The sequence below is a fragment of the Streptomyces sp. Je 1-332 genome (assembly GCF_040730185.1).
Classification (GTDB): Bacteria; Actinomycetota; Actinomycetes; order Streptomycetales; family Streptomycetaceae; genus Streptomyces.
The window spans coordinates 3,253,991-3,280,430 of sequence record NZ_CP160402.1; the positions used below are offsets into that span (position 1 = coordinate 3,253,991).

Below are 26,440 nucleotides of genomic sequence, written 5' to 3' on the forward strand. Positions count from 1 at the left end.
CCACCGGCAGCGGACCCACCGCCACCACCACCGCCTCCGCGATCCCAGCCCCCGCCACCACCCAGGCCACCCGCCTGCCCACGGCCCCCTCCACCACAACCACCGCCGCAACCACCCCCACCGCCCGTTCCACCACAGCCCTCGCACCCGCCCCGGCAGCCGGGACCGGCACCGAGGCAGAACCCGGGCTCGGGGCCTCCCCCGACCCCGCCATCCCCGCCTCTCCGGCGCCCACCTCCTCCGCCCCAACCCCCCGCCAGCTCTGGACCAGAACCCGTGGCATCCTCCTCGCCCTGGTCGTCCTCCTGGCAGCCGCCATCGCCATCGCGGCCGCCCGCTCCGGCGCCCAGCACGGCCGCCTGGACCCACGCTCGGCCGATACCTACGGCAGCCGCGCCGTCGCCGAACTCCTCGCCGACCGCGGCGTATCCACCCGCGTGGTCACCACCTCCGAGGAGGCCAGGTCGGCGGCGGGTCCGGACACCACGCTCCTGGTGGCCGAGCCCGACCGGCTCACCGAGCGCCAGCAGTCACGCCTCCACGCGGCCACCGAGGACTCCCGAGGCCGCACCGTGCTGCTCGCCCCCGGCACCCCCTCGGTCAGCACCCTCGCGCCCGGGGCCACCGCGGACGCCACCCCCAGCCTCGACTCGACGCTCTCCCCCCGCTGCGACCTCCCCGCCGCCGAACGCGCAGGCCCCGCCGACGTGGGCGGCCGCCGCTACGAGACCCTCGCCCCGGACGCCGACGCCTGCTACCTCAGCGACGGCCTCCCCGGCCTGCTGCGGCTCCCGGCCGCCGAAGGGCCCGGCGACACCGTCGTACTCGGCGCCCCCGACGTCCTCTTCAACGACCGCCTCGACAAGCAGGGCAACGCCTCACTGGCCCTGCAACTCCTCGGCTCCCACCCGAACCTGGTCTGGTACCTCCCCTCCCCCGCCGATGGCACGGCGAGCGACGACTCCGCCGACCGCAGCTTCTTCGACCTCATCCCCGACGGCTGGCTCTGGGGCACCCTGCAACTCACCATCGCCGCCGCACTCGCCGCCCTGTGGCGAGCCCGCCGCCTCGGCCCGCTGGTCCCCGAACGCCTCCCCGTCGCCATCCGCGCCTCCGAAACCGTCGAAGGCAGGGCCCGCCTCTACCGCAAGGCCAACGCCCGTGACCGCGCGTCCGCCGCCCTCCGCTCGGCCACCCGCACCCGCATCGCCCCCCTCCTCGGTGTATCCCCCGCCCAGGCGCACACGCCCGAGACCCTGCTCCCCGCCCTGTCCACCAGGCTCCACGCCCCCGGCCAGGACCTGCACCCCCTCCTCTTCGGCCCACCTCCCGCCACCGACGCAGCCCTCATCACCCTCGCCGACCAACTCGACGCCCTCGAAAGAGAGGTACGTACTTCATGATGGACCCGACCACTGACAACGCCGGGAGCTCCGGCAGCGCCCGCTCCTCCCTGGAGTCCCTGCGCACCGAGATCTCCAAGGCCGTGGTCGGCCAGGACCCCGCGGTGACGGGCCTCGTCGTGGCCCTCCTCTGCCGCGGCCACGTCCTCCTCGAAGGCGTACCTGGAGTCGCGAAGACCCTGCTCGTCCGCGCCCTCGCCGCCTCCCTCGAACTCGACACCAAACGCGTCCAGTTCACCCCGGACCTGATGCCGAGCGACGTCACCGGCTCCCTCATCTACGACGCCCGCACCACCGAGTTCTCCTTCCAGCCGGGCCCGGTCTTCACCAACCTGCTCCTCGCCGACGAGATCAACCGCACCCCGCCCAAGACCCAGTCCTCCCTCCTCGAAGCGATGGAAGAACGCCAGGTCACGGTCGACGGCACCCCGCGTCCCCTCCCCGAGCCCTTCCTCGTCGCGGCCACCCAGAACCCGGTCGAGTACGAGGGCACGTACCCCCTCCCCGAAGCCCAGCTGGACCGTTTCCTCCTCAAGCTCACCGTCCCGCTCCCCTCCCGCCAGGACGAGATCAACGTCCTCACCCGCCACGCGGAAGGCTTCAACCCCCGCGACCTCAAGGCCGCCGGCATCCGCCCCGTAGCGGGCCCAGCCGATCTGGAGGCAGCCCGGAACGCGGTCGCCAAGACATCCGTCTCCCCGGAGATCACCGCCTACGTGGTGGACATCTGCCGCGCCACCCGCGAATCCCCGTCCCTCACCCTGGGCGCCTCCCCCCGCGGCGCGACCGCGCTCCTCTCCACGGCCCGCGCCTGGGCCTGGCTGACGGGCCGCGACTACGTCATCCCCGACGATGTGAAGGCCCTCGCCCTCCCCACGCTCCGCCACCGCGTCCAACTCCGCCCGGAGGCCGAGATGGAGGGCGTGACAGCCGACTCCGTGATCAACGCGATCCTCGCCCACGTCCCGGTCCCCCGCTGATGGCCCTCACCGGCCGCACAGCCCTCCTGGCGGCCCTCGGCAGTCTCCCCGTAGGCATCTGGGACCCCAGCTGGACCGGCGTCCTCGCCGTGAACGCCCCACTGGCCCTGGCCTGCGCCTGCGACTTCGCCCTGGCCGCTCCCGTGCGACGCCTGGGCCTGACCCGCACAGGCGACACCTCCGTACGCCTCGGAGAACCCGCCGCCATCGAGCTGACCGTCACCAACCCCTCAGGCCGGCCCCTGCGAGCCCAGGTCCGCGACGCCTGGCCCCCCAGCAGCTGGCACCCCGGCACCGAGGTCGACGCGTCCCGCCACCGCCTGACGATCCCTCCCGGCGAGCGCCGCCGCCTCACCACCCGCCTGCGCCCCACCCGCCGAGGCGACCACCAGGCAGACCGCGTCACTATCCGCTCGTACGGCCCCCTCGGCCTCCTCACCCGCCAGGGCAGCCACAAAGTCCCCTGGACCCTCCGCGTCCTGCCCCCCTTCACCAGCCGGAAGCACCTCCCGTCCAAGCTGGCCCGCCTCCGCGAACTCGACGGCCGCACCAGCGTCCTGACCCGCGGCCAGGGCACGGAATTCGACAGCCTCCGCGACTACGTCCCCGGCGACGACACCCGCTCCATCGACTGGCGCGCCACCGCCCGCCAGTCCAATGTCGCCATCCGCACCTGGCGCCCCGAACGCGACCGTCACATCCTGCTGGTCCTCGACACCGGCCGCACCTCGGCGGGCCGCGTCGGCGACGCCCCGCGCCTCGACGCCTCGATGGACGCGGCCCTGCTCCTCGCGGCCCTGGCCTCCCGAGCGGGCGACAGAGTTGACCTCCTCGCATACGACCGCCGCGTACGCGCCCTGGTCCAAGGCAAAGCCGCAGGCGAGGTACTCCCCTCGGTCGTCAACGCCCTGGCCACGCTCGAACCGGAACTCGTCGAAACGGACGCCCGAGGCCTGACCTCAACGGCTCTCCGCACGGCAACCCGCAGCTCCCTGGTAGTGCTGCTGACCAGCCTGGACGCGGCCCCCATCGAGGAAGGCCTGCTCCCCGTGCTCTCCCGCCTCACCCAACGCCACACAGTCCTCGTGGCATCGGTGGCCGACCCGCACATAGAGCAGATGTCCAAGGCCCGCGGAACAACAGAGGCTGTGTACGACGCTGCTGCCGCCGCCCAGGCCCACACGGAACGCCACCGCACGGCAGAAAAACTGGTCCGCCACGGAGTCACGGTCGTCGACGCAACACCGACGGACTTGGCCCCGGCACTGGCAGACGCCTACCTGTCACTAAAGGCAGCCGGCCGCCTCTGACGGAAAACAAAAAAGGCCCCGAAAAGGGGCCTTGACCACAAAAGTCCATAACGCAGAAAACCCCCGCACCCTGAGGGTGCGGGGGTTTCCCGTTAATAATAGTTCGGCGGCGTCCTACTCTCCCACAGGGTCCCCCCTGCAGTACCATCGGCGCTGTGAGGCTTAGCTTCCGGGTTCGGAATGTAACCGGGCGTTTCCCTCACGCTATGACCACCGAAACACTATGAAACTGTCAACCGCACCGTAGTCGTGGCCCGACATACGGGGTTGTTCGTGGTTTCAGAACCAACACAGTGGACGCGAGCAACTGAGGACAAGCCCTCGGCCTATTAGTACCAGTCACCTCCACCCGTTACCGGGCTTCCAGATCTGGCCTATCAACCCAGTCGTCTACTGGGAGCCTTAACCCCTCAAAGGGGGTGGGAATACTCATCTCGAAGCAGGCTTCCCGCTTAGATGCTTTCAGCGGTTATCCTTTCCGAACGTAGCCAACCAGCCATGCCCTTGGCAGGACAACTGGCACACCAGAGGTTCGTCCGTCCCGGTCCTCTCGTACTAGGGACAGCCCTTCTCAATATTCCTACGCGCACAGCGGATAGGGACCGAACTGTCTCACGACGTTCTAAACCCAGCTCGCGTACCGCTTTAATGGGCGAACAGCCCAACCCTTGGGACCGACTCCAGCCCCAGGATGCGACGAGCCGACATCGAGGTGCCAAACCATCCCGTCGATATGGACTCTTGGGGAAGATCAGCCTGTTATCCCCGGGGTACCTTTTATCCGTTGAGCGACGGCGCTTCCACAAGCCACCGCCGGATCACTAGTCCCGACTTTCGTCCCTGCTCGACCCGTCGGTCTCACAGTCAAGCTCCCTTGTGCACTTACACTCAACACCTGATTACCAACCAGGCTGAGGGAACCTTTGGGCGCCTCCGTTACTCTTTGGGAGGCAACCGCCCCAGTTAAACTACCCATCAGACACTGTCCCTGATCCGGATCACGGACCCAGGTTAGACATCCAGCACGACCAGAGTGGTATTTCAACGTTGACTCCACGAACACTGGCGTGCCCGCTTCAAAGTCTCCCACCTATCCTACACAAGCCGAACCGAACACCAATATCAAACTGTAGTAAAGGTCCCGGGGTCTTTCCGTCCTGCTGCGCGAAACGAGCATCTTTACTCGTAGTGCAATTTCACCGGGCCTATGGTTGAGACAGTCGAGAAGTCGTTACGCCATTCGTGCAGGTCGGAACTTACCCGACAAGGAATTTCGCTACCTTAGGATGGTTATAGTTACCACCGCCGTTTACTGGCGCTTAAGTTCTCAGCTTCGCCAACCCGAAAGTTGACTAACCGGTCCCCTTAACGTTCCAGCACCGGGCAGGCGTCAGTCCGTATACATCGCCTTACGGCTTCGCACGGACCTGTGTTTTTAGTAAACAGTCGCTTCTCGCTGGTCTCTGCGGCCACCCCCAGCTCATGGAGTAAATCCAATCACCAGTGATGGCCCCCCTTCTCCCGAAGTTACGGGGGCATTTTGCCGAGTTCCTTAACCATAGTTCACCCGAACGCCTCGGTATTCTCTACCTGACCACCTGAGTCGGTTTAGGGTACGGGCCGCCATGAAACTCGCTAGAGGCTTTTCTCGACAGCATAGGATCATCCACTTCACCACAATCGGCTCGGCATCAGGTCTCAGGCACAAGTGTGACGGATTTACCTATCACACGCCCTACACCCTTACCCCGGGACAACCACCGCCCGGGCTGGACTACCTTCCTGCGTCACCCCATCACTCACCTACTACCACCTTGGGTCGGCGGCTCCACCACTTCCCTTTGCCCGAAGGCTCCAGGACGGCTTCACGGCCTTAGCATTAATGGGCTCGATGTTTGACGCTTCACAGCGGGTACCGGAATATCAACCGGTTATCCATCGACTACGCCTGTCGGCCTCGCCTTAGGTCCCGACTTACCCTGGGCAGATCAGCTTGACCCAGGAACCCTTAGTCAATCGGCGCACACGTTTCTCACGTATGTATCGCTACTCATGCCTGCATTCTCACTCGTGAACCGTCCACCACTCGCTTCCGCGGCAGCTTCACCCGGCACACGACGCTCCCCTACCCATCCCAGCAGGCGTTGGCCCTATATGCTGGAATGACACGACTTCGGCGGTACGCTTGAGCCCCGCTACATTGTCGGCGCGGAATCACTTGACCAGTGAGCTATTACGCACTCTTTCAAGGGTGGCTGCTTCTAAGCCAACCTCCTGGTTGTCTCTGCGACTCCACATCCTTTCCCACTTAGCGTACGCTTAGGGGCCTTAGTCGATGCTCTGGGCTGTTTCCCTCTCGACCATGGAGCTTATCCCCCACAGTCTCACTGCCGTGCTCTCACTTACCGGCATTCGGAGTTTGGCTAAGGTCAGTAACCCGGTAGGGCCCATCGCCTATCCAGTGCTCTACCTCCGGCAAGAAACACACGACGCTGCACCTAAATGCATTTCGGGGAGAACCAGCTATCACGGAGTTTGATTGGCCTTTCACCCCTAACCACAGGTCATCCCCCAGGTTTTCAACCCTGGTGGGTTCGGTCCTCCACGACCTCTTACAGCCGCTTCAACCTGCCCATGGCTAGATCACTCCGCTTCGGGTCTTGAGCGCGCTACTGAATCGCCCTATTCGGACTCGCTTTCGCTACGGCTTCCCCACACGGGTTAACCTCGCAACGCACCGCAAACTCGCAGGCTCATTCTTCAAAAGGCACGCAGTCACGACGTACAGCACAAGTGCTGCACGCGACGCTCCCACGGCTTGTAGGCACACGGTTTCAGGTACTATTTCACTCCGCTCCCGCGGTACTTTTCACCATTCCCTCACGGTACTATCCGCTATCGGTCACCAGGGAATATTTAGGCTTAACGGGTGGTCCCGCCAGATTCACACGGGATTTCTCGGGCCCCGTGCTACTTGGGTGTCTCTCAAACGAGCCGCTGATGTTTCGACTACGGGGGTCTTACCCTCTACGCCGGACCTTTCGCATGTCCTTCGCCTACATCAACGGTTTCTGACTCGCCTCACAGCCGGCAGACTGTGAAAGAGAGATCCCACAACCCCGCACACGCAACCCCTGCCGGGTCTCACACGTATACGGTTTGGCCTCATCCGGTTTCGCTCGCCACTACTCCCGGAATCACGGTTGTTTTCTCTTCCTGCGGGTACTGAGATGTTTCACTTCCCCGCGTTCCCTCCACACTGCCTATGTGTTCAGCAGCGGGTGACAGCCCATGACGACTGCCGGGTTTCCCCATTCGGAAACCCCCGGATCAAAGCCTGGTTGACGACTCCCCGGGGACTATCGTGGCCTCCCACGTCCTTCATCGGTTCCTGGTGCCAAGGCATCCACCGTGCGCCCTTAAAAACTTGGCCACAGATGCTCGCGTCCACTGTGCAGTTCTCAAACAACGACCAACCACCCATCACCCCCGCCAAGCGGCGAAGTGCACTGGGGTCGGCATTGAAGGCAGCCTGACGGCCATACCTTCAGATACCCAACAGCGTGCCCGGCCCGATCCCCTGACTTTCACGTTCCACGCCGAAGCAGTACTAGTGAAGCCAAACGATCGTGCCGAATAGTCAACGTTCCACCCATGAGCAACCAGCATCAGACGTTCGCTGATGAACTGGCCTCTGACCAACCGGAGTTGGTAAGAAGTGCTCCTTAGAAAGGAGGTGATCCAGCCGCACCTTCCGGTACGGCTACCTTGTTACGACTTCGTCCCAATCGCCAGTCCCACCTTCGACAGCTCCCTCCCACAAGGGGTTGGGCCACCGGCTTCGGGTGTTACCGACTTTCGTGACGTGACGGGCGGTGTGTACAAGGCCCGGGAACGTATTCACCGCAGCAATGCTGATCTGCGATTACTAGCAACTCCGACTTCATGGGGTCGAGTTGCAGACCCCAATCCGAACTGAGACAGGCTTTTTGAGATTCGCTCCGCCTTGCGGCTTCGCAGCTCATTGTACCTGCCATTGTAGCACGTGTGCAGCCCAAGACATAAGGGGCATGATGACTTGACGTCGTCCCCACCTTCCTCCGAGTTGACCCCGGCAGTCTCCTGTGAGTCCCCATCACCCCGAAGGGCATGCTGGCAACACAGAACAAGGGTTGCGCTCGTTGCGGGACTTAACCCAACATCTCACGACACGAGCTGACGACAGCCATGCACCACCTGTATACCGACCACAAGGGGGGCACCATCTCTGATGCTTTCCGGTATATGTCAAGCCTTGGTAAGGTTCTTCGCGTTGCGTCGAATTAAGCCACATGCTCCGCTGCTTGTGCGGGCCCCCGTCAATTCCTTTGAGTTTTAGCCTTGCGGCCGTACTCCCCAGGCGGGGAACTTAATGCGTTAGCTGCGGCACCGACGACGTGGAATGTCGCCAACACCTAGTTCCCACCGTTTACGGCGTGGACTACCAGGGTATCTAATCCTGTTCGCTCCCCACGCTTTCGCTCCTCAGCGTCAGTAATGGCCCAGAGATCCGCCTTCGCCACCGGTGTTCCTCCTGATATCTGCGCATTTCACCGCTACACCAGGAATTCCGATCTCCCCTACCACACTCTAGCCTGCCCGTATCGACTGCAGACCCGGGGTTAAGCCCCGGGCTTTCACAACCGACGTGACAAGCCGCCTACGAGCTCTTTACGCCCAATAATTCCGGACAACGCTTGCGCCCTACGTATTACCGCGGCTGCTGGCACGTAGTTAGCCGGCGCTTCTTCTGCAGGTACCGTCACTTTCGCTTCTTCCCTGCTGAAAGAGGTTTACAACCCGAAGGCCGTCATCCCTCACGCGGCGTCGCTGCATCAGGCTTTCGCCCATTGTGCAATATTCCCCACTGCTGCCTCCCGTAGGAGTCTGGGCCGTGTCTCAGTCCCAGTGTGGCCGGTCGCCCTCTCAGGCCGGCTACCCGTCGTCGCCTTGGTGAGCTTCTACCTCACCAACTAGCTGATAGGCCGCGGGCTCATCCTGCACCGCCGGAGCTTTCAACCCCCTCCCATGCGAGAGGGGATATCATCCGGTATTAGACCCCGTTTCCAGGGCTTGTCCCAGAGTGCAGGGCAGATTGCCCACGTGTTACTCACCCGTTCGCCACTAATCCACCCCGAAGGGCTTCATCGTTCGACTTGCATGTGTTAAGCACGCCGCCAGCGTTCGTCCTGAGCCAGGATCAAACTCTCCGTGAATGTTTACCCGTAATCGGGTGCACATCCGCGTTGAGCGGAACCAGGAAGAGGAATAATCTTCCGGTTCACAGCGTCCTCGCTGATGTTTTCTTCAAAGGAACCTCGTCCCGACCATGACGGCCGAAGACGGGGTATCAACATATCTGGCGTTGACTTTTGGCACGCTGTTGAGTTCTCAAGGAACGGACGCTTCCTTTGTACTCACCCTCTCGGGCTTTCCTCCGGGCGCTTCCCTTCGGTGTTTCATTTTGTCTTGCTGTTCTTGCCGTCTTGCGTTTCCGACTCTATCAGACTCTTTCGTGTCCGATTTCCTCGGTGCCTTTCCGGTTCCCGCTCCGGCCTTTCGGCTTTCGCGTTTCCCTTTCCGGCGAGTCCGACTTTATCAGAAGTTTTCGGCCGGTCTTACCGGCTGGAGTTTCCGATTTATCGGGTGCGGCTTCTTGGCTTATGAGAATCAAGAAGCAGGCAGATATTAGCTGCCGCCGCTGGACTTGTCCAGCTCTAGGCAACTGTTCGAATCTACCTCCCCAGTCCTTCCGTGTCAACGGTTTTTCTGGGGCGTCGAGGACACTAGCAGGTCAGCAGGGGCGGACGCACATCACGCTGCAGTGGGGACCGTGGCACTGCGTTCCGCGGGGTCCAGGTCGCCCGTGGCGCCGGCTCGTGCCGCCCTGCCGCCCAGGACGTAGACGTAGACGAGGAAGGCCAGTTCAGCGGCGATTCCGATGCCGATTCGGGCCCAGGTCGGCAGGCCGGAGGGCGTGACGAAGCCTTCGATGGCTCCCGAGACGAACAGGACCAGGGCCAGGCCCACTGCCATGCCGAGGGCGGCTCTTCCCTCCTCGGCGAGGGCTGTTCGGCGTGAGCGCGGGCCCGGGTCGATGACGGTCCAGCCGAGGCGCAGGCCCGTACCGGCGGCTACGAAGACCGCGGTCAGTTCCAGGAGGCCGTGCGGGAGGACCAGGCCGAGGAAGGTGTCCAGGCGGCCGGCGTCGGACATCAGGCCGACGCCTACTCCCAGGTTCAGCATGTTCTGGAAGAGGATCCAGATGACGGGGAAGCAGAGGAAGGCGCCCAGGACCAGGCACATGGCGGCTGCTTGGGCGTTGTTCGTCCAGACCTGGGCCGCGAACGATGCTGCCGGGTGGCTCGAGTAGTACGTCTCGTACTCGCCGCCGGGACGGGTGAGCTCGCGCAGTTCGCTGGGGGCCGCGATGGAGGACTGGACCTCGGGGTGTGTGGCGATCCACCAGCCGATGACGGCCGCGAGGACTGTGGAGAGGAGGGCCGTGGGCACCCACCAGTGGCGGGAGCGGTAGACCGCTGCCGGGAAACCGTGGCTCAGGAAGTGTTTGGCGTCTCGCCAGGATGCGCGGCGAGTGCCCGTCACGGCGCTACGCGCGCGTGCCACGAGGTGGGTGAGGCGGCCTGTGAGCTGCGGGTCCGGGGCGCTGGACTGGATGAGGGAGAGGTGGGTGGCGGTGCGTTGGTAGAGCGCGACGAGTTCGTCGGCCTCGGCTCCGTTGAGGCTGCGCCGACGGCGCAGCAGGGCGTCGAGTCGGTCCCACTCTGCTCGGTGGGCGGAGACGAAGACGTCGAGGTCCATCAGGTGGCTGCTCCTCGTACTGCGGCGCGATGCTGCCTCAGCTTGGCAGACTGGCCGTTCCTAGGGCAGGGCAGGGAAGGGCGGTTGGCGTGAGTGAGCTGGTGACGGGCGAGGCGGTGGCGCTTGAGCTGCGCCCGGCGAAGCTGCCGAGTCGTGGGCTCGCCGTACTGATCGACCTGGTGGTGGCCTGGGCGGTGTACCTGGGGGTGACTGTGGCGATCGTGGCCTCCACGTCCTCGTTGGACGATGCGGCTGCCGCGGCGGTCGCCGTGGCGACCTTCGTGCTGATCCTGGTGGGCGGGCCGATTGCGGTGGAGACGCTCAGTCATGGGCGGTCGCTGGGGAAGATGGCGTGCGGACTGCGGGTGGTGCGGGACGACGGGGGGCCGATTCGGTTCCGGCACGCGTTGGTGCGGGGTGCGGTGGGGGTCGTCGAGATCCTGCTGACGTTCGGGGTCGTCGCGTGCATCGCTTCGCTGGTGTCGGCGCGGGGGCGACGGCTCGGGGATGTGTTCGCCGGGACGCTTGTCGTGCGGGAGCGGGTGCCGGCTGGGCAGACGCCCTTCATTCCCCCGCCGCCGCCTTGGCTTTCGGGGCGGTTCTCCGAGCTCGACCTGTCCGGGGTGCCTGATGGGCTGTGGCTCGCGATCAGGCAGTACCTGACGCGGATGGGGCAGTTGGACCCGCAGGTGGGCTGGACGATGGCCGAGCGGCTTGCCGGGGACCTCGCGGAGCGTACGGGGGCGCCGGCTCCGCAGGGTGTGCCGCCGGCGGCGTACCTCGCCGCGGTCGTCCAGGAGCGGCAGGCGCGTGACGCTCGGCGGGCGTTCGGGGGTGGGGGTGCGGCGCCTGCTGCCGGGGCGGGGTACGAGGCGCCCGTGTACGAGGCGCCGGCTGTTCCCGCTCGGCCGGTGTTTCCAGAGCATCCCGCGGAGCCCTCGGTCGTGCGGGAGCCGCGTGACGCGGGAGCCGCGCCTCCCGGCACCGGGTTCGTGCCGCCCGCGTAGAGGTCCCGCTCGGACCGGGGGGCGGGGGCGGGGTCGGGGTCAGGCGAACGTCGACGGCGGGGATTCGAGGTTCTCGAGCTCCATGCCGGGGGCGGAGAGCACGACGTCGCCAGAGATGTGGATGGCGTGCTGCTCGCCGGTGTCCAAGGCTGTGACCTGGTATTCGTCCACGATCAGGGGTCCGTTGTCAGTGGCGTGTGCTTCGCTCTTCAGCAGGGCCCAGGACTGGTCGAGGGTGCGGGGGGCGAGGACCGGGTCGGTGAAGGCGACGAGGCGGACGCGGGTCGCGGGGGAAGCGGGGGTGAGGCGCAGGAGGCGTGTTGTTGCGACGAGGAAAGCGGGGGATGTGCCGGTGAAGGCGTGGGCTGGGGCGTTGTCTTCGGTGGCGTGGGTTCCGGTGGGGTCGGTGCGGACCCAGGTGACGCCGTCGATCGCCGCGGCGCGGATCTGCCAGTCCCCCGCGTGCAGTTCGAGGCGGATGGGGCGGCCGAGCTCATCGAGAGCGAGGTCCACGGAGCCGGCGGGCGCGCCTGAGGGTGCGTTCCGCTGCGCGACGTAGCGCCAGCCGGAGGGGCCGGGGGCGCAGTGGAAGTGTTCTTCACCGAGGGGGGTGTGGTCGTGCGGATCGTGAAGCGAATAGTGGCCGCGGGGCATGGGACTCGGTCCTTGTAGGGGGCTGATTCTTGTCCGAGGGGCGGGGCGGACCGCCGGGGCCCGCCGCAGGGAGAGGCTGCTGCCCGGTCCATCCCGGAGCTCAACGTAGGCCAGCCATGATGCCGTGCCGCTTCGGGCCCTTGGTCCGCCGCGTCCCCCGACTCGCGATCACCGCGACCACCGCGACCACCGCGACCGGCCACCTTGCCGCGTCGGATGTGGCCATGCCAGTGAGAGCGCCACCCGTGACGGCCACCGCGCCCGCCCGCGCGCTGCCCTCACCGAACGCCCGCCTCGCTCGTCGTCGCCCTGCGGCGCGACGGACGTCGGCACCAAGGGTGCGCTGCTCGGCCGCGGAGCCGGCGTCTGCTGTGGGGGCGGGTGCCGGAGGTGTCTGCCGGGTCCTGGGCTAGCTGGCAGTGCCGGTTGGGCAGCCAGGGGTCCAGGTCCGTCAGGACGGACCAGAGGCGGGGCAGGGCAGCCGTGCAAGCGGGTGCCCCGGATCTCGGAGGCTCGGAGGCTCGGAGGCTCGGAGGCTCGGAGGCTCGGAGGCTCGGAGGCGCGAGCCTTCGCCGCCCCCCCTCTGAATCAGTTGCTCGGTCGTGCAGTCGGGCCCGTTCCGGCAGCCCCCGTCCGCGGTTGAGGAAGATGCGGGCCGGGAGCAGAGCGGCCCGAGCCTGGCCGCGCCCCTCCCGGAGCAGCAATGCTCGGCCGGGCAACCGGCCCGGTATCGGCGGCCCGCGTCTGCGGCAAGGCGAGCTGCTCGCCCCGGCCAGACCGGGGACGGGATCCGACCACGCAACTGAGCGCCTCAGACAGCAGTCCGCTACAGCGACACGACAGAACGGCGGGCCTGGAGCACGTGCCCAAGGCAGGCCGGATCGCGCAACCGAACGCCTTCGGCCCTCGGCACCCACGGGCGCGAGCCTGCCCCGACGCCTCCCGGGTCAGCAGCGCTCGGCGGGCGGTCGGGCCCGTTCCGGCATCCCGCGTCCGCGGCGAGCCGAGGGTCGTCTGCTCGGCGCATGGCAGGGCGGCGGTGGCGTTGCACGGACGGGCGCAGGCCCCCGCCGGGAGGGCGAGGGCCTGCGGTTGAGCGGGTGCCGGGGGTGTGGGCCGGCGGGCTGCTCAGTAGCGGTAGTGGTCCGGCTTGTACGGGCCCTCTACCTCTACGCCGATGTACGCGGCCTGCTCGGGGCGGAGCGTCGTGAGCTTCACGCCGAGCGAGTCCAGGTGGAGGCGGGCGACCTTCTCGTCCAGGTGCTTGGGGAGGACGTAGACGTCGGTGGGGTACTCCTCCTGCTTGGTGAACAGCTCGATCTGGGCCAGGGTCTGGTCCGCGAAGGAGTTGGACATCACGAAGGACGGGTGGCCCGTCGCGTTGCCCAGGTTCAGCAGGCGGCCCTCGGAGAGGACGATGAGGACCTTGCCGTCGGGGAACGTCCACGTGTGGACCTGCGGCTTGACCTCGTCCTTGACGATGCCCGGGATCTTGGCCAGACCGGCCATGTCGATCTCGTTGTCGAAGTGGCCGATGTTCCCGACGATCGCCTGGTGCTTCATCTTGGCCATGTCCGAGGCCATGATGATGTCCTTGTTGCCGGTCGTCGTCACGAAGATGTCGACCTTGTCGACGACCTCGTCGAGCGTCGTGACCTGGAAGCCGTCCATCGCCGCCTGGAGGGCGCAGATCGGGTCGACCTCGGTGATGATCACGCGCGCGCCCTGGCCGCGCAGGGACTCGGCACAACCCTTGCCGACATCGCCGTAGCCGCAGACGAGGGCGGTCTTGCCGCCGATCAGGACGTCCGTGGCGCGGTTGATGCCGTCGATCAGGGAGTGGCGGCAGCCGTACTTGTTGTCGAACTTCGACTTCGTCACGGCGTCGTTCACGTTGATCGCCGGGAAGAGGAGAGTGCCGTCGCGGTGCATCTCGTACAGGCGGTGGACGCCCGTCGTGGTCTCCTCCGTCACGCCGCGGATCTCCGAGGCGAGCTGGGTCCACTTCTGCGAGCCCTCGGTGATGGTGCGGTTGAGGAGCTGCAGGATGACGCGGTGCTCGTCCGACTCCGCGGTGTCCTCGGAGGGGACCTTGCCGGCCTTCTCGTACTCGACGCCCTTGTGGACGAGGAGGGTGGCGTCGCCACCGTCGTCCAGGATCATGTTCGGGCCGCCGGTGGGGGTGTTCGGCCAGGTCAGCGCCTGCTCCGTGCACCACCAGTACTCCTCCAGGGTCTCGCCCTTCCAGGCGAAGACCGGGATGCCCTGGGGGTCGTCCGGGGTGCCGTTCGGGCCGACGGCGATGGCCGCGGCCGCGTGGTCCTGGGTCGAGAAGATGTTGCAGGAGACCCAGCGGACCTCGGCGCCGAGGGCGACCAGGGTCTCGATGAGGACGGCGGTCTGCACGGTCATGTGCAGCGAGCCCATGATGCGGGCGCCGGCCAGCGGCTGGGCGGCGGCGAACTCCTCGCGGATCGACATCAGGCCGGGCATCTCGTGCTCGGCGAGGGTGATCTCCTTGCGGCCGAACTCGGCCAGGGAGAGATCGGCGACCTTGAAGTCCTGGCCGTTGATGAGAGTCGTCATTGGCGAGCTGCTCCTCGTGGGATCGATCGAGGGTGGGTGGACATGGCTGACCTGCGACAACGGCACAGAAGAGCACCGGTTGCGCAGCAGCGCAGTCCGTCGGAGGCCCTCTCTCCCTCGGACGGCACCCGCGAAAGGGCCGCCCGACCGCCATCAGCAGCGACGTCTGGCTCGGTCACAAAGCTACACCGATTGGCCCAGCGAGCCCCAGCCCGCCTCCCGGGGCGTCGGAGCGGGCGTGGCGCCCCGGGAGGGCCACGGGCGCGGCCCGGCGGGGCCCCGGACGGGACCCTGGACGGGGCCACAGACCCGCCGATTCGGGACCTTTGCGCTTTTGAACCTGTGCTTGCGTGTTGCAGGATGCCTTGAGATCGGGAACATTTGCGCGATCTTGTTTGGCGAAGGCGTTAGGAGATCCACGTGACCCATCCGGCCGATCCCCCCATAGGCGGGAGCAGCGGCGAGCAGAAGAAGCTCAAGCTGCTCGCCGTGACCGCCTGTCCGACCGGTATCGCCCACACGTACATGGCGGCGGAGAAGCTCTCACAGGCGGCGGAGAGCCTCGGCATCGACATGAAGGTGGAGACGCAGGGCTCCATCGGGGCCGAGAATGTCTTGACTGACAACGATGTCAGAGATGCTGACGGCATCATCATCGCGGCGGACAAGGACGTCGACCGCGGTCGTTTCGTGGGCAAGCGCGTGCTGTCCGTCGGGGTGTCCGAAGGCATCAGCCGCCCCGAGCAGCTGATCGAGCAGGTGCAGAGCGCGCCGGTGCACGGCGGGGGCGGTGGCGGCGGGTCCGCCGAGGCTGCCTCCACCGGCGGCGGAGGCGGAGGCGGCAAGGAGCGGAGTCTCGCGTACAAGGCGCTGATGAACGGCGTCTCGTACATGATTCCGTTCGTCGTGGTCGGTGGTCTGCTGATCGCGATCTCGCTCGCGCTCGGCGGCGACGCGACCGCCAAGGGCTATGTGATCCCCGAGGGCACCTTCTGGGCGCACGTCAACGCCATCGGAGTCATCGGCTTCACGCTGATGGTGCCGATCCTCTCCGGCTATATCGCCTATGCGATCGGCGACCGGCCCGCGCTCGTGCCCGGCATGATCGGTGGCTGGATCGCCAATACCGGCGAGCTGTACGACTCCAAGGCGGGCGCCGGCTTCATCGGGGCCATCGTGACCGGCTTCCTCGCCGGTTATCTGGTGCTGTGGATCAAGAAGGTCAAGGTCCCGAAGTTCGCCCAGCCGATCATGCCGATCATCGTGATCCCCATCGTCGCGACGACGGCACTCGGCCTCTTCTTCATCTACGTCATCGGCAAGCCGATCTCGTGGATCTTCGAGCATCTGACCGACTGGCTCAGCGGGATGACCGGGACCAGCGCGATCCTGCTCGGCGCGATCCTCGGGCTGATGATCGCGTTCGACATGGGCGGCCCGGTCAACAAGACCGCCTTCCTGTTCGGTACGGGCCTCATCGCGACCGGCAACCAGACCGTCATGGGCATGTGCGCCGCGGCCATCCCGGTCATGCCGCTCGGTCAGGGCCTGGCCACGCTGATCAGGCGCCGGCTGTACTCCCAGCAGGAGCGCGAGACCGGCATGGCGGCGCTGTTCATGGGCATGTTCGGCATCTCGGAGGGTGCGATCCCCTTCGCGGCCGCGCGGCCGGCGCAGGTCATCCCGGCGAACATGCTCGGCGGCGCCGTCGCCGGTGCGATCGCGGGTCTCGCGACCGTGAAGGACGCGGTGCCGCACGGCGGACCGATCGTGGCCGTTCTCGGCGCCGTCGGGGGCGTACCGATGTTCTTCCTCGCCATCGCGTGCGGCACCGTGGTCACCGCCCTCGCCACGGTCACCTTGGTCGACATCAGCGAACGCAAGCGGCGCGGGGCGCCGGTCGTGGACGTGCCGGGCGGCCCCGAGCCGGCCCTCGCGGGCGTGGCAGCGGGCACGGGAGCGGGCGCTGGAGCGGGCGCGGGCGCCGGAGCCGTCGGCTCCGGGGCTTCCGCGGCGCCGCAGAAGGCCCCTGCCGCGGCTGCGGCTCCTGCCCCGGCGGCTGCCGCCGCGCCCGCCCCCGAGGAGCAGGACGAGGACGAGGATGATGAAGTCCTTTCCGGCTATCTCACCGAGCAGACCGTGAAGGTCCAGCTGGACTCCGCCGACAAGGACTCCGCGATCCGCGAGATGGCGAACCTCCTCGCGGCCACCGGCAAGGTGGACGACGTCGAGGAGCTCGTGCGGACCGCTCTGCGCCGCGAGGAGCAGGGCACGACCGGCCTGGGCGAGGAGATCGCCATCCCGCACGCGAAGACCGATGCGGTGACCTCGCCGGTCGTCGGGTTCGCGCGGTCGGCCGAGGGCATCGAGTGGGGTGCGCTCGACGGTACGAAGGCCAAGCTCATCTTCATGATCTCCGTGCCGGAGGCGGCCGCCGGCGACGAGCATCTGCGGATTCTCGCGCTGCTGTCGCGCAAGCTGATGGACACCGGCTTCCGGGAGCGGCTGGAGGCGGCGCCCGACGAGGCGGCGATCCTCGAGGTGCTGCGCGAGGTTCGATAACCACGGCAGTCACATGGCTGGGGCCCCGCATCTGCACGGTGCGGGGCCCCAACTGCGTACGGGAGTGGCGGAAGGTCAGTGGGCGCCCGGCGACTTCGCCGGGTTGGTGCCCTCGGCGGCTGCCGACTCGCTGTAGATGTCCGGCTCCAGGTAGATCACGCGGGCGATCGGGACCGCGGCGCGGATGCGCTCCTCGGCTGCGTTGATGGCGGCGGCCACCTCGGCGGCCGTCTCGTTCGCCTGGACGGCGATCTTGGCGGCGACGAGGAGCTCCTCGGGGCCGAGGTGCAGCGTGCGCATGTGGATGACGCGGGTGACCGTGTCTCCGTCGACCAGCGCCTTCTCGATCTTCTCGACGTCCTCCGTGCCCGCGGCCTCTCCCAGGAGGAGGGACTTGGTCTCCGCGGCGAGGATGATCGCGATGAGGATCAGCAGGACACCGATGCAGAGGGTGCCGATGCCGTCCCAGACGCCGTCGCCGGTCGCGAGCGCGAGGCTGACGCCGACGAGGGCCAGGATCAGACCGACCAGGGCGCCGAGGTCCTCCAGGAGCACGACGGGCAGCTCGGGCGCCTTCGCGCGGCGGATGAACTGCGTCCAAGTGAGCTTGCCGCGCGTGTGGTTCGACTCCTGGATGGCCGTACGGAAGGAGAAGGCCTCGGCGATGATCGCGAACACCAGGACGCCGACCGGCCAGTACCAGGCCTCGATCTCGTGCGGGTGCTTGATCTTCTCGTAGCCCTCGTAGATGGCGAACATGCCGCCGACCGAGAAGAGCACGATGGAGACCAGGAAGGCGTAGATGTAGCGCTCGCGCCCGTACCCGAACGGGTGTTGCGGGGTCGCTTCGCGCTTCGCCTTCTTGCCGCCGAGGAGCAGCAGCCCCTGGTTGCCCGAGTCCGCGAGCGAGTGCACGCTCTCGGCGAGCATCGACGACGAGCCACTGAAGAGGAACGCGACGAACTTCGCCACCGCGATCGCGAGGTTCGCGGCGAGTGCCGCGACAATCGCCTTTGTTCCGCCTGACGCGCTCATGTGTGCCCGTTGTCCCTTCGCCTGCGTACGTTGCTTGTCCACTGCCGCTTTGCCCGGCCTTTGCGGTGGGTCATTGTTGCAGCACGAGGAGGCGGCGGTGTGTCAGGCCACCACAGTGGCCCGGAAGACCGTGCCCACTCCGGACAGTTCAGCCTTTTCGTCCGCGGGGACGAACACGGACTGCCCGGCCGTGAGTTCACCGGCGTCGCCCACGCGGACGGTGCCCGCGACGCAGAGCAGGATCTGCGGGGTGGCGGCGGTGAGGTCGTGCGGTGCCGCGCCGTCGGACAGGACGAAGCGGGAGAGGCGGAACTCGTCGATCGGGGTTTCGTAGACCTCTTCGCCGTCGGGCGAAGCCTCCGGGCGCAGCACTCCGGGGTCGGTCGGCTCGAAGCGGACGATACGCAGGAGTTCCGGTACGTCGACGTGCTTGGGGGTCAGGCCGCAGCGCAGCACGTTGTCCGAGTTCGCCATGATCTCCACGCCGAGGCCGTCGAGGTAGGCGTGCGGGACTCCGGCGCCGAGGAACAGGGCCTCGCCGGGCTGCAGTCGGACGTGGTTGAGGAGCATCGCCGCGATGACGCCGGGGTCGCCGGGGTAGTGGTGCGCGATGCCCGCGTACGGGGCGTAGGCGCCGCCGAGGCGTTTGGCGGCCTCGGTGACCTCGGTGACGGTCGCGGCCATCTCCTCGGGGTCCGCGGTCAGGACGGCCGTCAGGACCTCGCGCAGGGCGCCGTCCTCGGGCTTGGCGTGCAGGAGGTCGACGTACGGCTTCACGGAGTCGACGCCGAGTCCGGCCAGCAGGTCCGCAGCCTCGACGGGGTCGCGGAAGCCGCAGAGGCCGTCGAACTCCGTGAGGGCGCAGATCAGTTCGGGCTTGTGGTTGGCGTCCTTGTAGTTGCGGTGCGGGGCGTCGATCGGGACGCCCCGGCTCTCCTCGTCCTCGTAGCCCTCCCTCGCCTGCTCCAGGTCGGGGTGCACCTGGAGTGAGAGGGGGGCGCCCGCCGCGAGGAGCTTGAGGAGGAAGGGCAGGCGCGGGCCGAACTTGGCGACGGCCGCCCTGCCGAGCTCGTGCCCGGGGTCCTCGTCGATCACCTCGTCGAGCGGGCCGCGCCCGGTGCGCGAGGGCGCGCCGGGGTGGGCGCCCATCCACATCTCGGCCTGCGGCTCACCGGTCGGCTCGACGCCGATGAGCTCCGGGATGGCGGTGGTGGAACCCCAGGCGTAGGGGCGGATGGTGTTGGTGAGGCGGTCCACGGAGGAGTTCTCCCTTACGTACGTACGTGCGCTGGGGCATTGGTGCGCTGGTGCATTGGTGCGCTGGCGCGCTGGCGCGGGGTCTCAGGTCATGACCGGGCCGAGGTCATGATCGGTCCCTCGGGGCGAGCGCCAGGTAAACGGCGGCGAAATCCGTGACGGCGATCAGCTCCGCGAGGGACTCCAGGTCGTCGCCGTCCTCCGGTTCGAGCTCGCTGAGCGCGATGTCGTGGCCGTGGGCGAGCTCGCGGGCCGCGGGCGCGGCGCTGAGGCCTCCGGCGTCCACCGGGCGATCGCGGAGCAGGACGACGCGGGCGCGCAGCTGCTGGGGTTCCTCGACGCGGTCGCGGAAGAAGTCGTCGCCGTCCTCGCCGGGGGCGAGGTTGCCCGCGAGCAGGGCGCCGTGCGCTGGCAGGGACTCGGGCAGTTCACCGGCGACCGCGGGGTGACCGGCGAGCTCGGCGAGGGTGGCGGCGAAACGGCGGCCCGCGGGGCCCGCGAAACGGCCCTCGGTCCAGATCACCGGGAGGGCTTCGGCCAGCTCAGCGGCGAGCGTCTTGGCGGGGTTGCTGTACGTCGCGATGACGGGGCCGCAGCGTTCCGCGACGTGATCGAGGCGGTCCGCGATCTTCTCCAGGGTCTCGGCCGGTGCGGTGATCAGGCCGGTGCGGTCCAGGAGGATGAGGAGCGGGGTGAGCAGGGCCCAGAGGGTGGCGGGGGCGGACGCGGCGGCCTCGTCGTCCAGGCGGCGCGCCTCGTACGACTCGGAGGCGCGCTCTCCGTCGTGCGGGGCCTCGTACTCCCCGTACGGGGAGGTGGCCATCGCGACGGTGAGGCCGTGCGAGCCCTCCACGCCCTCGGCGAGCGGGGAGCGGGCGGGGGCGACGGCCACGACCGTGCAGCCGCGGCGGTAGGCCTGCTCCGCGAGGAGTTCGAGGCCCGGTTCCGTGCCGTCCGGCGTTGCGATGAGCAGCAGGTCGAGGGGGCCCGCCCAGCCGGGGAGCGCCCAGCGCAGGGCGCCTGCCGCGGGGGCTACGCCGGTGGGGGCGAGGCGGATCACGGGGCAGCCGGCGCCCGCGAGGGTGCCGAGCAGATCGGCCACGCAGGTGGCGGCCGTGCCGGGGCCCGCGATCAGGATGGCGCGGGGGCGGCCGTCCGGCTTGAGCTGCGTGAGCCCGGCCTCCGTGGCGTGCCGCACCGCTGTGCGGACGCGTGCGCCTGCCTCCGCTGCGCCGCGGAGGAGGCCGCGGCGGTCGGCCACGGCGAGGGCCTCGGGGGCGTCCAGGAGCGATTCGTCCAACATGGGGGTCGGGCCTCCGATTCGCCGGGCGACGGGGCGGGGCCGCCGCCGGTCGCACTTCTTGTCGTTACGCCGTTACGCCGTTACGCCGTTACGCGGTTCGCGCTGGGCTTGCGAGGGCCTTGCGGAGCCTTACGCGGGGCGGCGGGCCTCGTCGACGAGGAGTACGGGGATGCCGTCGCGGACGGGGTAGGCGAGGCCGCAGTCCTTCGCGGCTGCCGTGCAGACCAGCTCCGTGTCCGCCTCCTTGAGGGGGGCGTGGCAGGCCGGGCAGGCGAGGATCTCCAGGAGGCCGGCTTCGAGCGGCATGGGGTGGGTCCCTTCGAGCGGGGCTAGCGGGTTGGGGTGAGGGATGTCGCCTGGTCAGCCTACCTCTGGCCCCTGGGCCTTGGGCGTGTCTTCGGCCGGGGCTTCGCCCCCGGCCCCCGGTGGGGCGTCTGCCCGGGCTTCGCCCCCGGCCCCGGGCGGGGCGTCTGCCCGGGCTTCGCCCCCGGCCCGGAGTGGGGTGGGCCGGGGCTTCGCCCCAGGCCGTGGCCCCGGGGGGGGCGACTGTCGTTTGTTGTCTGCGGCCCGGTGGACGTTTGTGCCCACCCGTTCCGCCCTGCGGAACGCCTGCCCACAAACGCGGCGGGCGGGGGTAAGAGCTGGCGGGATGGCTGCCCGCAGACCCGGCGGGGCGGGTGGGCAGGGGCGGCCGGACGCCTGCCCGCAAACGCGGCGGTCGGGGTGGGCGGGGCAGGAGCGCCCGAACCACTGCCCACAAACGCGGCGGCCGGGCTGCGTGGGTAGGGGCGGCCGGACGCCTGTCCGCAGACCCGGCGGTCGGGGTGGGTGGGCAGGGGCGGCCGGACGCCTGCCCGCAAGCAGGCGTGTGGGGGGGTCGGTTAGGACCTGATGATGGCGAGGGCCTCGTCTCGGGTGGATTTCATTGTGGGCTCGTCCCTTGCTTCCACGTTCAGGCGCAGGAGTGGTTCCGTGTTGGAGGCGCGGACGTTGAACCACCAGTCCGTGGACGTCACCGTGAGGCCGTCCAGTTCGTCGAGGGTGACGCCCTCCCGCGTGCCGTATGCCGCCTTGATCGCGGCCAGGCGCGCCGTCTGGTCGTCCACCGTGGAGTTGATCTCGCCGGAGCCCGCATAGCGGTCGTACTGCGCGACGAGGGCCGACAGGGGGCCGTCCTGGCCGCCGAGCGCCGCGAGGACGTGGAGCGCGGCCAGCATGCCCGTGTCCGCGTTCCAGAAGTCGCGGAAGTAGTAGTGCGCCGAGTGCTCGCCGCCGAAGATGGCGCCCGTCTTGGCCATCTCCTCCTTGATGAAGGAGTGGCCCACGCGGGTGCGGACCGGCGTGCCGCCGTTCTCCCGGACGACCTCGGGGACCGACCAGGAGGTGATGAGGTTGTGGATGACCGTGCCCTTGCCGCCGTTCCGGGCGAGCTCGCGCGACGCGACCAGGGCGGTGATCGCCGACGGGGAGACCGGGTCGCCGTTCTGGTCGACGACGAAGCAGCGGTCCGCGTCGCCGTCGAAGGCGATGCCGAGGTCGGCGCCCTCCTCGCGCACCCGCTTCTGCAGGTCCACGATGTTCTTCGGGTCCAGAGGGTTGGCCTCGTGGTTCGGGAACGTGCCGTCCAGCTCGAAGTACATCGGTACGAGCGTGAGCGGCAGGCCCTCGAACACCGTCGGAACGGTGTGCCCGCCCATGCCGTTGCCCGCGTCGACGACGACCTTGAGGGGGCGGATGGAGGTCAGGTCCACCAAGCCGCGCAGGTGAGCCGCGTAGTCCTTGAGGGTGTCCCGCTCGGTGAGCGTGCCGGGCGTGGCCGCCGGCTCCGGGGCGCCGGTCTCCGCCCAGTCCTCCACGAGCGCGCGGATCTCGGCGAGGCCGGTGTCCTGTCCGACGGGGGCGGCGCCCGCGCGGCACATCTTGATGCCGTTGTACTGCGCGGGGTTGTGCGAGGCCGTGAACATCGCTCCCGGCAGGTTCAGCGCGCCCGACGCGTAGTAGAGCTGGTCCGTCGAGCAGAGGCCGATCTCCGTGACGTCGACGCCGAGCGCCGCGGCCCCGCGCGCGAAGGCCCGCGAGAGGCCGGGCGAGGAGGGCCGCATGTCGTGCCCCGTCACGATCGCGTCCGCGCCCGTCACCTTCGCGAAGGCGGCACCGAACAGCTCGGCCAGCGACTCGTCCCACTGGTCCGGGACCACCCCGCGCACGTCGTACGCCTTCACGATCTGGGACAGATCAGCAGTCACGGCCAACCCTCTCTGCAGGTTCTGCGAGTTCAGCGGTTTCGGTGAGCACTCGGGCGAGTGCTCGCCGGTCACCCCAAACTACCCGCAACAACTGACAACCAGCTGTGAGCGGCGTCAAGCCGCCGTCAGCCGGACCTCGATGCGCACGCGGACCTCAGGGCCTCGTCACGGCAGCATCCAGCCGAGCACCACCGTGCTCTGCCCCACCACGATCAGGCACATCACGAGGAGCAGGCCGAGGCTCCAGGGCAGCACCTTGCGCAGCAGATCGCCCTCCTTGCCCGCGAGTCCGACCGCCGCGCACGCGATCGTCAGGTTCTGCGGCGAGATCATCTTGCCCAGTACGCCGCCCGAGCTGTTGGCGGCCGCGAGCAGCTCGGGCGAGAGCCCCGACTGTTGAGCCGCCGTCACCTGGAGCGCGCCGAAGAGGGCGTTGGCCGAGGTGTCGGAGCCGGAGACCGCGACGCCGAACCAGCCGAGCACCGGCGACAGGAAGGCGAGCCCGGCCCCCGCCGCCGCCACGAAGTGGCCGATGGTGGCGGCCTGCCCGGACAGGTTCATGACGTACGCGAGGGCGAGCACGGAGGTGACGGTGAGGATCGCGAACCGCAGTTCGTGCACGGTCGCGAGCCACTCCTTCACCGCCACGCGCGCGTGCACCCCGATGACGGCGGCCGTGCCCACCCCGGCGAGCAGCACGAGCGTGCCGCCGGTCGCCACGAGCGGCAGCGAGAAGAGATTCCCGCCGACCGGGTCACCGTCGGGACCGGCGACGTTCAGGAAGGGCCAGTCGAAGGTCTGCGTCGCCTTGGCCAACGCATCCTTCACCGGCGGGATTTGAGCGACCGAGAAAATGGCGACGATCAGGGCGTACGGGGCGTAGGCGCGCAGGATCTCGGGGCGGGGGTCCTCCTGATCGAGGTCTTCGCTGCGTACGCCGGTGAGGACGGCGACGCGTACGGGCTCGGCGGCGGGTTTGCGGGCGCCGGGCACCGCCATCAGCGCGCCCGCGCCGGCCAGCGCAGCCCCGATGTCGGCCAGCTGGGCCGAGACGTAGTTGGACGCGGCGAACTGGGCCACGGCGAAGGCGAACCCGCACACCAGGGCGGGCACCCAGGTCTCGCGCAGACCGCGCCGCCCGTCCACCAGGAAGACCAGGAGCAGCGGCACCACCAGGGCGAGCAGCGGCGTCTGGCGGCCGACGACCGTGGCGACGGTGTCCAGCGGGAGCCCGGTGACCTGCGCGAGCGTCACCACAGGTGTGCCCATGGCGCCGAAGGCGACGGGCGCGGTGTTGGCCACGAGGGCGACGACCGCGGCTTTGACCGGGTCGAAGCCGAGCGCCACCAGCATGACCGCGGAGATCGCGACGGGCGCCCCGAAGCCGGCGAGCGCCTCAAGGAGCGCCCCGAAGCAGAAGGCCACCACGAGCGCCTGGATGCGGGGATCGTCCGAGAGCCGGCCGAAGGAGCGGCGCAGGATGTCGAAGTGCCGGGTGCGGACCGTCATCCGGTACACCCACAGGGCGTTGACGACGATCCACAGGATGGGGAAGAGCCCGAAGAGGGCGCCTTGCGCGGCGCCGGAGGCGGTCTGGCCGAGCGGCATCCCGTACGCGGCCCAGGCGACCACGACGGCGACTCCCAGGCCGATGAGACCCGCGTGGTGGGCCTTCATGCGGACGACGCCGAGCAGGACGAGGACGGTGAGCAGGGGCAGGGTCGCTATGAGGGCGGACAGGCCGAGCGAATCGGCCACGGGCTCCAGCTGCTGCACGTACACGGGCGACTCCCCGATTCCGGTTCCGTATTCCGCGATGCGGAAGGTGATCTCTCACGGGTGGGGGAATGGTCATCTCGCCGACATGCGCACGTCAATGGGGTGCACAAGAGAACTTGTTCAGCGATGAACGACAGGGGTCTACGGAGAGGGGCGGTTCTGCGGTTCCGGAAAACGCAGTGGGGCGGTTCAGGAATCCGGTGAGCGCAGCACCCGTAGATGGCCGCGGCGCGCGACCTCCATCGGGTCCGCCCTGCGGGCGCCGCCGCCGGCCTCGGCGGCGCGCTCCTGGGGGCGGGCCGCCTCACGGACCGCGTTGGCGAGCGCTTCGAGATCGTCACCGCTGGGGCGCGCGGGACCGGAGGCGTCGGCGAGGCGGACGACCTCCCAGCCGCGGGGCGCGGTGAGGCGCTCGGAGTGCTCGGCACACAGGTCGTAGCAGTGGGGTTCGGCGTAGGTGGCGAGGGGGCCGAGGACCGCGGTCGAGTCGGCGTAGACGTACGTCAGCGTCGCGACGGCGGGACGGCCGCAAGCGGTGCGCGAACAGCGACGTACAGGGCTCACGATGTTGGACGGTACCGCACTCTTGAGCGGGCCGCGACGACTCTCAGCGAGGTCACCCCACCGTGTCGTGCCGTGATCCCCGCCACGGGAGGCTCTCGCGGCGCCTCGCTGACCTGCGGCGACACAAGGGGTGCGGCTGGCCGTCGGTGTTGAATCCGGTCACCACTTGGCGCAAATCCCGTCATTCGTCGCGTGATCGACGGTCCTGGAGAGATACGGAATCGGGCCCAACTCTGGCCCGAACGGTCATCGGGCGACATGCCGCGCGCCGGACCGAAGCCGTACGCAAGAGGCACCGAAGAGGTACGGATGAGGCACGGATGAGGCACGGACGAGGTACGGAAGGCCGGTCGAAGCTGTGCTGAAACGGCGATCTCGAGGACTACTCTTCGTCAGTGATGGACGACCCCGTACAGCCCCGCACCGCAGACCCGAGGCCCCGCCGCCGCGACCGCCACGGCAGGGGCATGCGCGGCCCCGTGGCGCCTCCCCAGGTGCCGCTGTCCGCCAGCCGCGCCGAGGTCTTCACCGACCTGGTGCAGGACTCCGTGGAGCGGCTCGAGCGGCGGTGGCCGCAGCTGAGCGAGATCGACTTCCTGGTCCTGGAGGTCCCGGCGCTGGGGCGGGGCGCGGGCACCGGCGATGACGACTGGAACGACGACGTCGTGCCGCTCGGGGGCACGATCGAGGCTTCCGGCGACCGTCCCGCGCGGGTGGTCGTCTACCGGCGACCGGTGGAGATCCGGACCAAGGGGCGGGACGAGCGGGCCGCGCTCGTCCACGAAGTGGTGGTCGAGCAGGTGGCCGAACTCCTCGGGCTCTCGCCCGAGTCGGTGGACCCGCGGTACGGGGAAGACACCTGAGGGCCTCCCCCGCCCTGCCCGACTTTCCGG

16 protein-coding genes and 3 rRNA genes are annotated in these 26,440 nt (G+C 68.4%); 6 read left to right on the plus strand and 13 right to left on the minus strand.

Annotated features, from left to right (window positions below; genetic code table 11):
* The first annotated feature begins 212 nt into the window (after positions 1–212).
* From ABXJ52_RS14670 to ABXJ52_RS14680, 3 genes are read left to right on the plus strand one after another with little or no spacing between them, the layout of a single operon-like run.
* Positions 213–1,403 (plus strand): DUF4350 domain-containing protein, encoded by a 1,191-nt coding sequence (locus tag ABXJ52_RS14670; protein WP_367049061.1) that lies wholly within the window; start codon positions 213–215, stop codon positions 1,401–1,403.
* Positions 1,403–2,383: a MoxR family ATPase gene (locus ABXJ52_RS14675; protein WP_367042532.1), complete on the plus strand. Its 981-nt coding sequence runs from the start codon at positions 1,403–1,405 to the stop codon at positions 2,381–2,383. Before ABXJ52_RS14670 ends, ABXJ52_RS14675 begins: the two co-directional genes overlap by 1 nt.
* Positions 2,383–3,693 carry a DUF58 domain-containing protein gene (locus ABXJ52_RS14680; protein WP_367042534.1) on the plus strand — a complete coding sequence of 437 codons (1,311 nt, stop codon included), beginning with the start codon at positions 2,383–2,385 and terminating at the stop codon, positions 3,691–3,693. The genes ABXJ52_RS14675 and ABXJ52_RS14680 overlap by 1 nt, the downstream gene beginning before the upstream one ends.
* Before the next feature lie 101 nt (positions 3,694–3,794).
* On the opposite strand, the gene rrf is transcribed toward ABXJ52_RS14680, so the two are convergent.
* From rrf to ABXJ52_RS14700, 4 genes are all read right to left on the minus strand, one after another.
* A 5S ribosomal RNA gene (gene rrf / locus ABXJ52_RS14685) occupies positions 3,795–3,911 on the minus strand.
* 91 nt (positions 3,912–4,002) lie between these two features.
* Positions 4,003–7,126, minus strand: a 23S ribosomal RNA gene (locus ABXJ52_RS14690).
* A 296-nt stretch (positions 7,127–7,422) separates the two neighbouring features.
* A 16S ribosomal RNA gene (locus tag ABXJ52_RS14695) occupies positions 7,423–8,948 on the minus strand.
* Together the 16S, 23S and 5S rRNA genes form the textbook arrangement of a ribosomal RNA operon.
* A gap of 598 nt (positions 8,949–9,546) precedes the next feature.
* Positions 9,547–10,554, minus strand: coding sequence for a stage II sporulation protein M (locus tag ABXJ52_RS14700; RefSeq protein WP_367042536.1), 1,008 nt, complete (start codon positions 10,552–10,554; stop codon positions 9,547–9,549).
* An 89-nt stretch (positions 10,555–10,643) separates the two neighbouring features.
* Here ABXJ52_RS14700 and ABXJ52_RS14705 point away from each other — a divergent pair, with 89 nt between their 5' ends.
* Positions 10,644–11,561 carry an RDD family protein gene (locus ABXJ52_RS14705; protein WP_367042537.1) on the plus strand — a complete coding sequence of 306 codons (918 nt, stop codon included), beginning with the start codon at positions 10,644–10,646 and terminating at the stop codon, positions 11,559–11,561.
* Between the two features lie 39 nt (positions 11,562–11,600).
* Here ABXJ52_RS14705 and ABXJ52_RS14710 read toward each other — a convergent pair whose 3' ends face one another.
* Positions 11,601–12,215 carry a hypothetical protein gene (locus tag ABXJ52_RS14710; protein ID WP_367042539.1) on the minus strand — a complete coding sequence of 205 codons (615 nt, stop codon included), beginning with the start codon at positions 12,213–12,215 and terminating at the stop codon, positions 11,601–11,603.
* A gap of 1,128 nt (positions 12,216–13,343) precedes the next feature.
* On the minus strand, positions 13,344–14,801 hold the full coding sequence (ahcY, locus tag ABXJ52_RS14715) for an adenosylhomocysteinase (RefSeq protein ID WP_367042541.1): 1,458 nt from the start codon (positions 14,799–14,801) through the stop codon (positions 13,344–13,346).
* A 420-nt stretch (positions 14,802–15,221) separates the two neighbouring features.
* Here ahcY and ABXJ52_RS14720 point away from each other — a divergent pair, with 420 nt between their 5' ends.
* Positions 15,222–17,363, plus strand: coding sequence for a fructose-specific PTS transporter subunit EIIC (locus ABXJ52_RS14720; protein ID WP_367042542.1), 2,142 nt, complete (start codon positions 15,222–15,224; stop codon positions 17,361–17,363).
* 75 nt (positions 17,364–17,438) lie between these two features.
* On the opposite strand, the gene ABXJ52_RS14725 is transcribed toward ABXJ52_RS14720, so the two are convergent.
* The 7 genes from ABXJ52_RS14725 to ABXJ52_RS14755 all read right to left on the minus strand — a co-directional run bounded on the left by ABXJ52_RS14725 (position 17,439) and on the right by ABXJ52_RS14755 (position 25,547).
* Entirely contained in the window at positions 17,439–18,398 is a 960-nt protein-coding gene (locus tag ABXJ52_RS14725; protein WP_367042544.1) for a cation diffusion facilitator family transporter, read from the minus strand.
* A 102-nt stretch (positions 18,399–18,500) separates the two neighbouring features.
* Positions 18,501–19,655 carry a mannose-6-phosphate isomerase, class I gene (gene manA, locus ABXJ52_RS14730; RefSeq protein ID WP_367042546.1) on the minus strand — a complete coding sequence of 385 codons (1,155 nt, stop codon included), beginning with the start codon at positions 19,653–19,655 and terminating at the stop codon, positions 18,501–18,503.
* A 106-nt stretch (positions 19,656–19,761) separates the two neighbouring features.
* Positions 19,762–20,958, minus strand: a complete 1,197-nt coding sequence (locus ABXJ52_RS14735; RefSeq protein ID WP_367042547.1) for an SIS domain-containing protein — start codon at positions 20,956–20,958, stop codon at positions 19,762–19,764.
* A 129-nt stretch (positions 20,959–21,087) separates the two neighbouring features.
* Positions 21,088–21,264 (minus strand): Trm112 family protein, encoded by a 177-nt coding sequence (locus ABXJ52_RS14740; RefSeq protein WP_160505390.1) that lies wholly within the window; start codon positions 21,262–21,264, stop codon positions 21,088–21,090.
* Between the two features lie 575 nt (positions 21,265–21,839).
* Positions 21,840–23,204, minus strand: a complete 1,365-nt coding sequence (locus ABXJ52_RS14745; protein WP_367042549.1) for a phosphomannomutase/phosphoglucomutase — start codon at positions 23,202–23,204, stop codon at positions 21,840–21,842.
* 165 nt (positions 23,205–23,369) lie between these two features.
* Positions 23,370–24,986: a lactate permease LctP family transporter gene (locus ABXJ52_RS14750; RefSeq protein ID WP_367042551.1), complete on the minus strand. Its 1,617-nt coding sequence runs from the start codon at positions 24,984–24,986 to the stop codon at positions 23,370–23,372.
* A gap of 186 nt (positions 24,987–25,172) precedes the next feature.
* Positions 25,173–25,547 carry a DUF3499 domain-containing protein gene (locus ABXJ52_RS14755; RefSeq protein WP_030793262.1) on the minus strand — a complete coding sequence of 125 codons (375 nt, stop codon included), beginning with the start codon at positions 25,545–25,547 and terminating at the stop codon, positions 25,173–25,175.
* 398 nt (positions 25,548–25,945) lie between these two features.
* On the opposite strand from ABXJ52_RS14755, the gene ABXJ52_RS14760 reads away from it, so the two are divergent.
* A complete protein-coding gene (locus ABXJ52_RS14760) occupies positions 25,946–26,410 on the plus strand; it encodes a metallopeptidase family protein (RefSeq protein WP_367042554.1) in 465 nt (154 codons plus the stop codon).
* Positions 26,411–26,440: the final 30 nt, after the last annotated feature.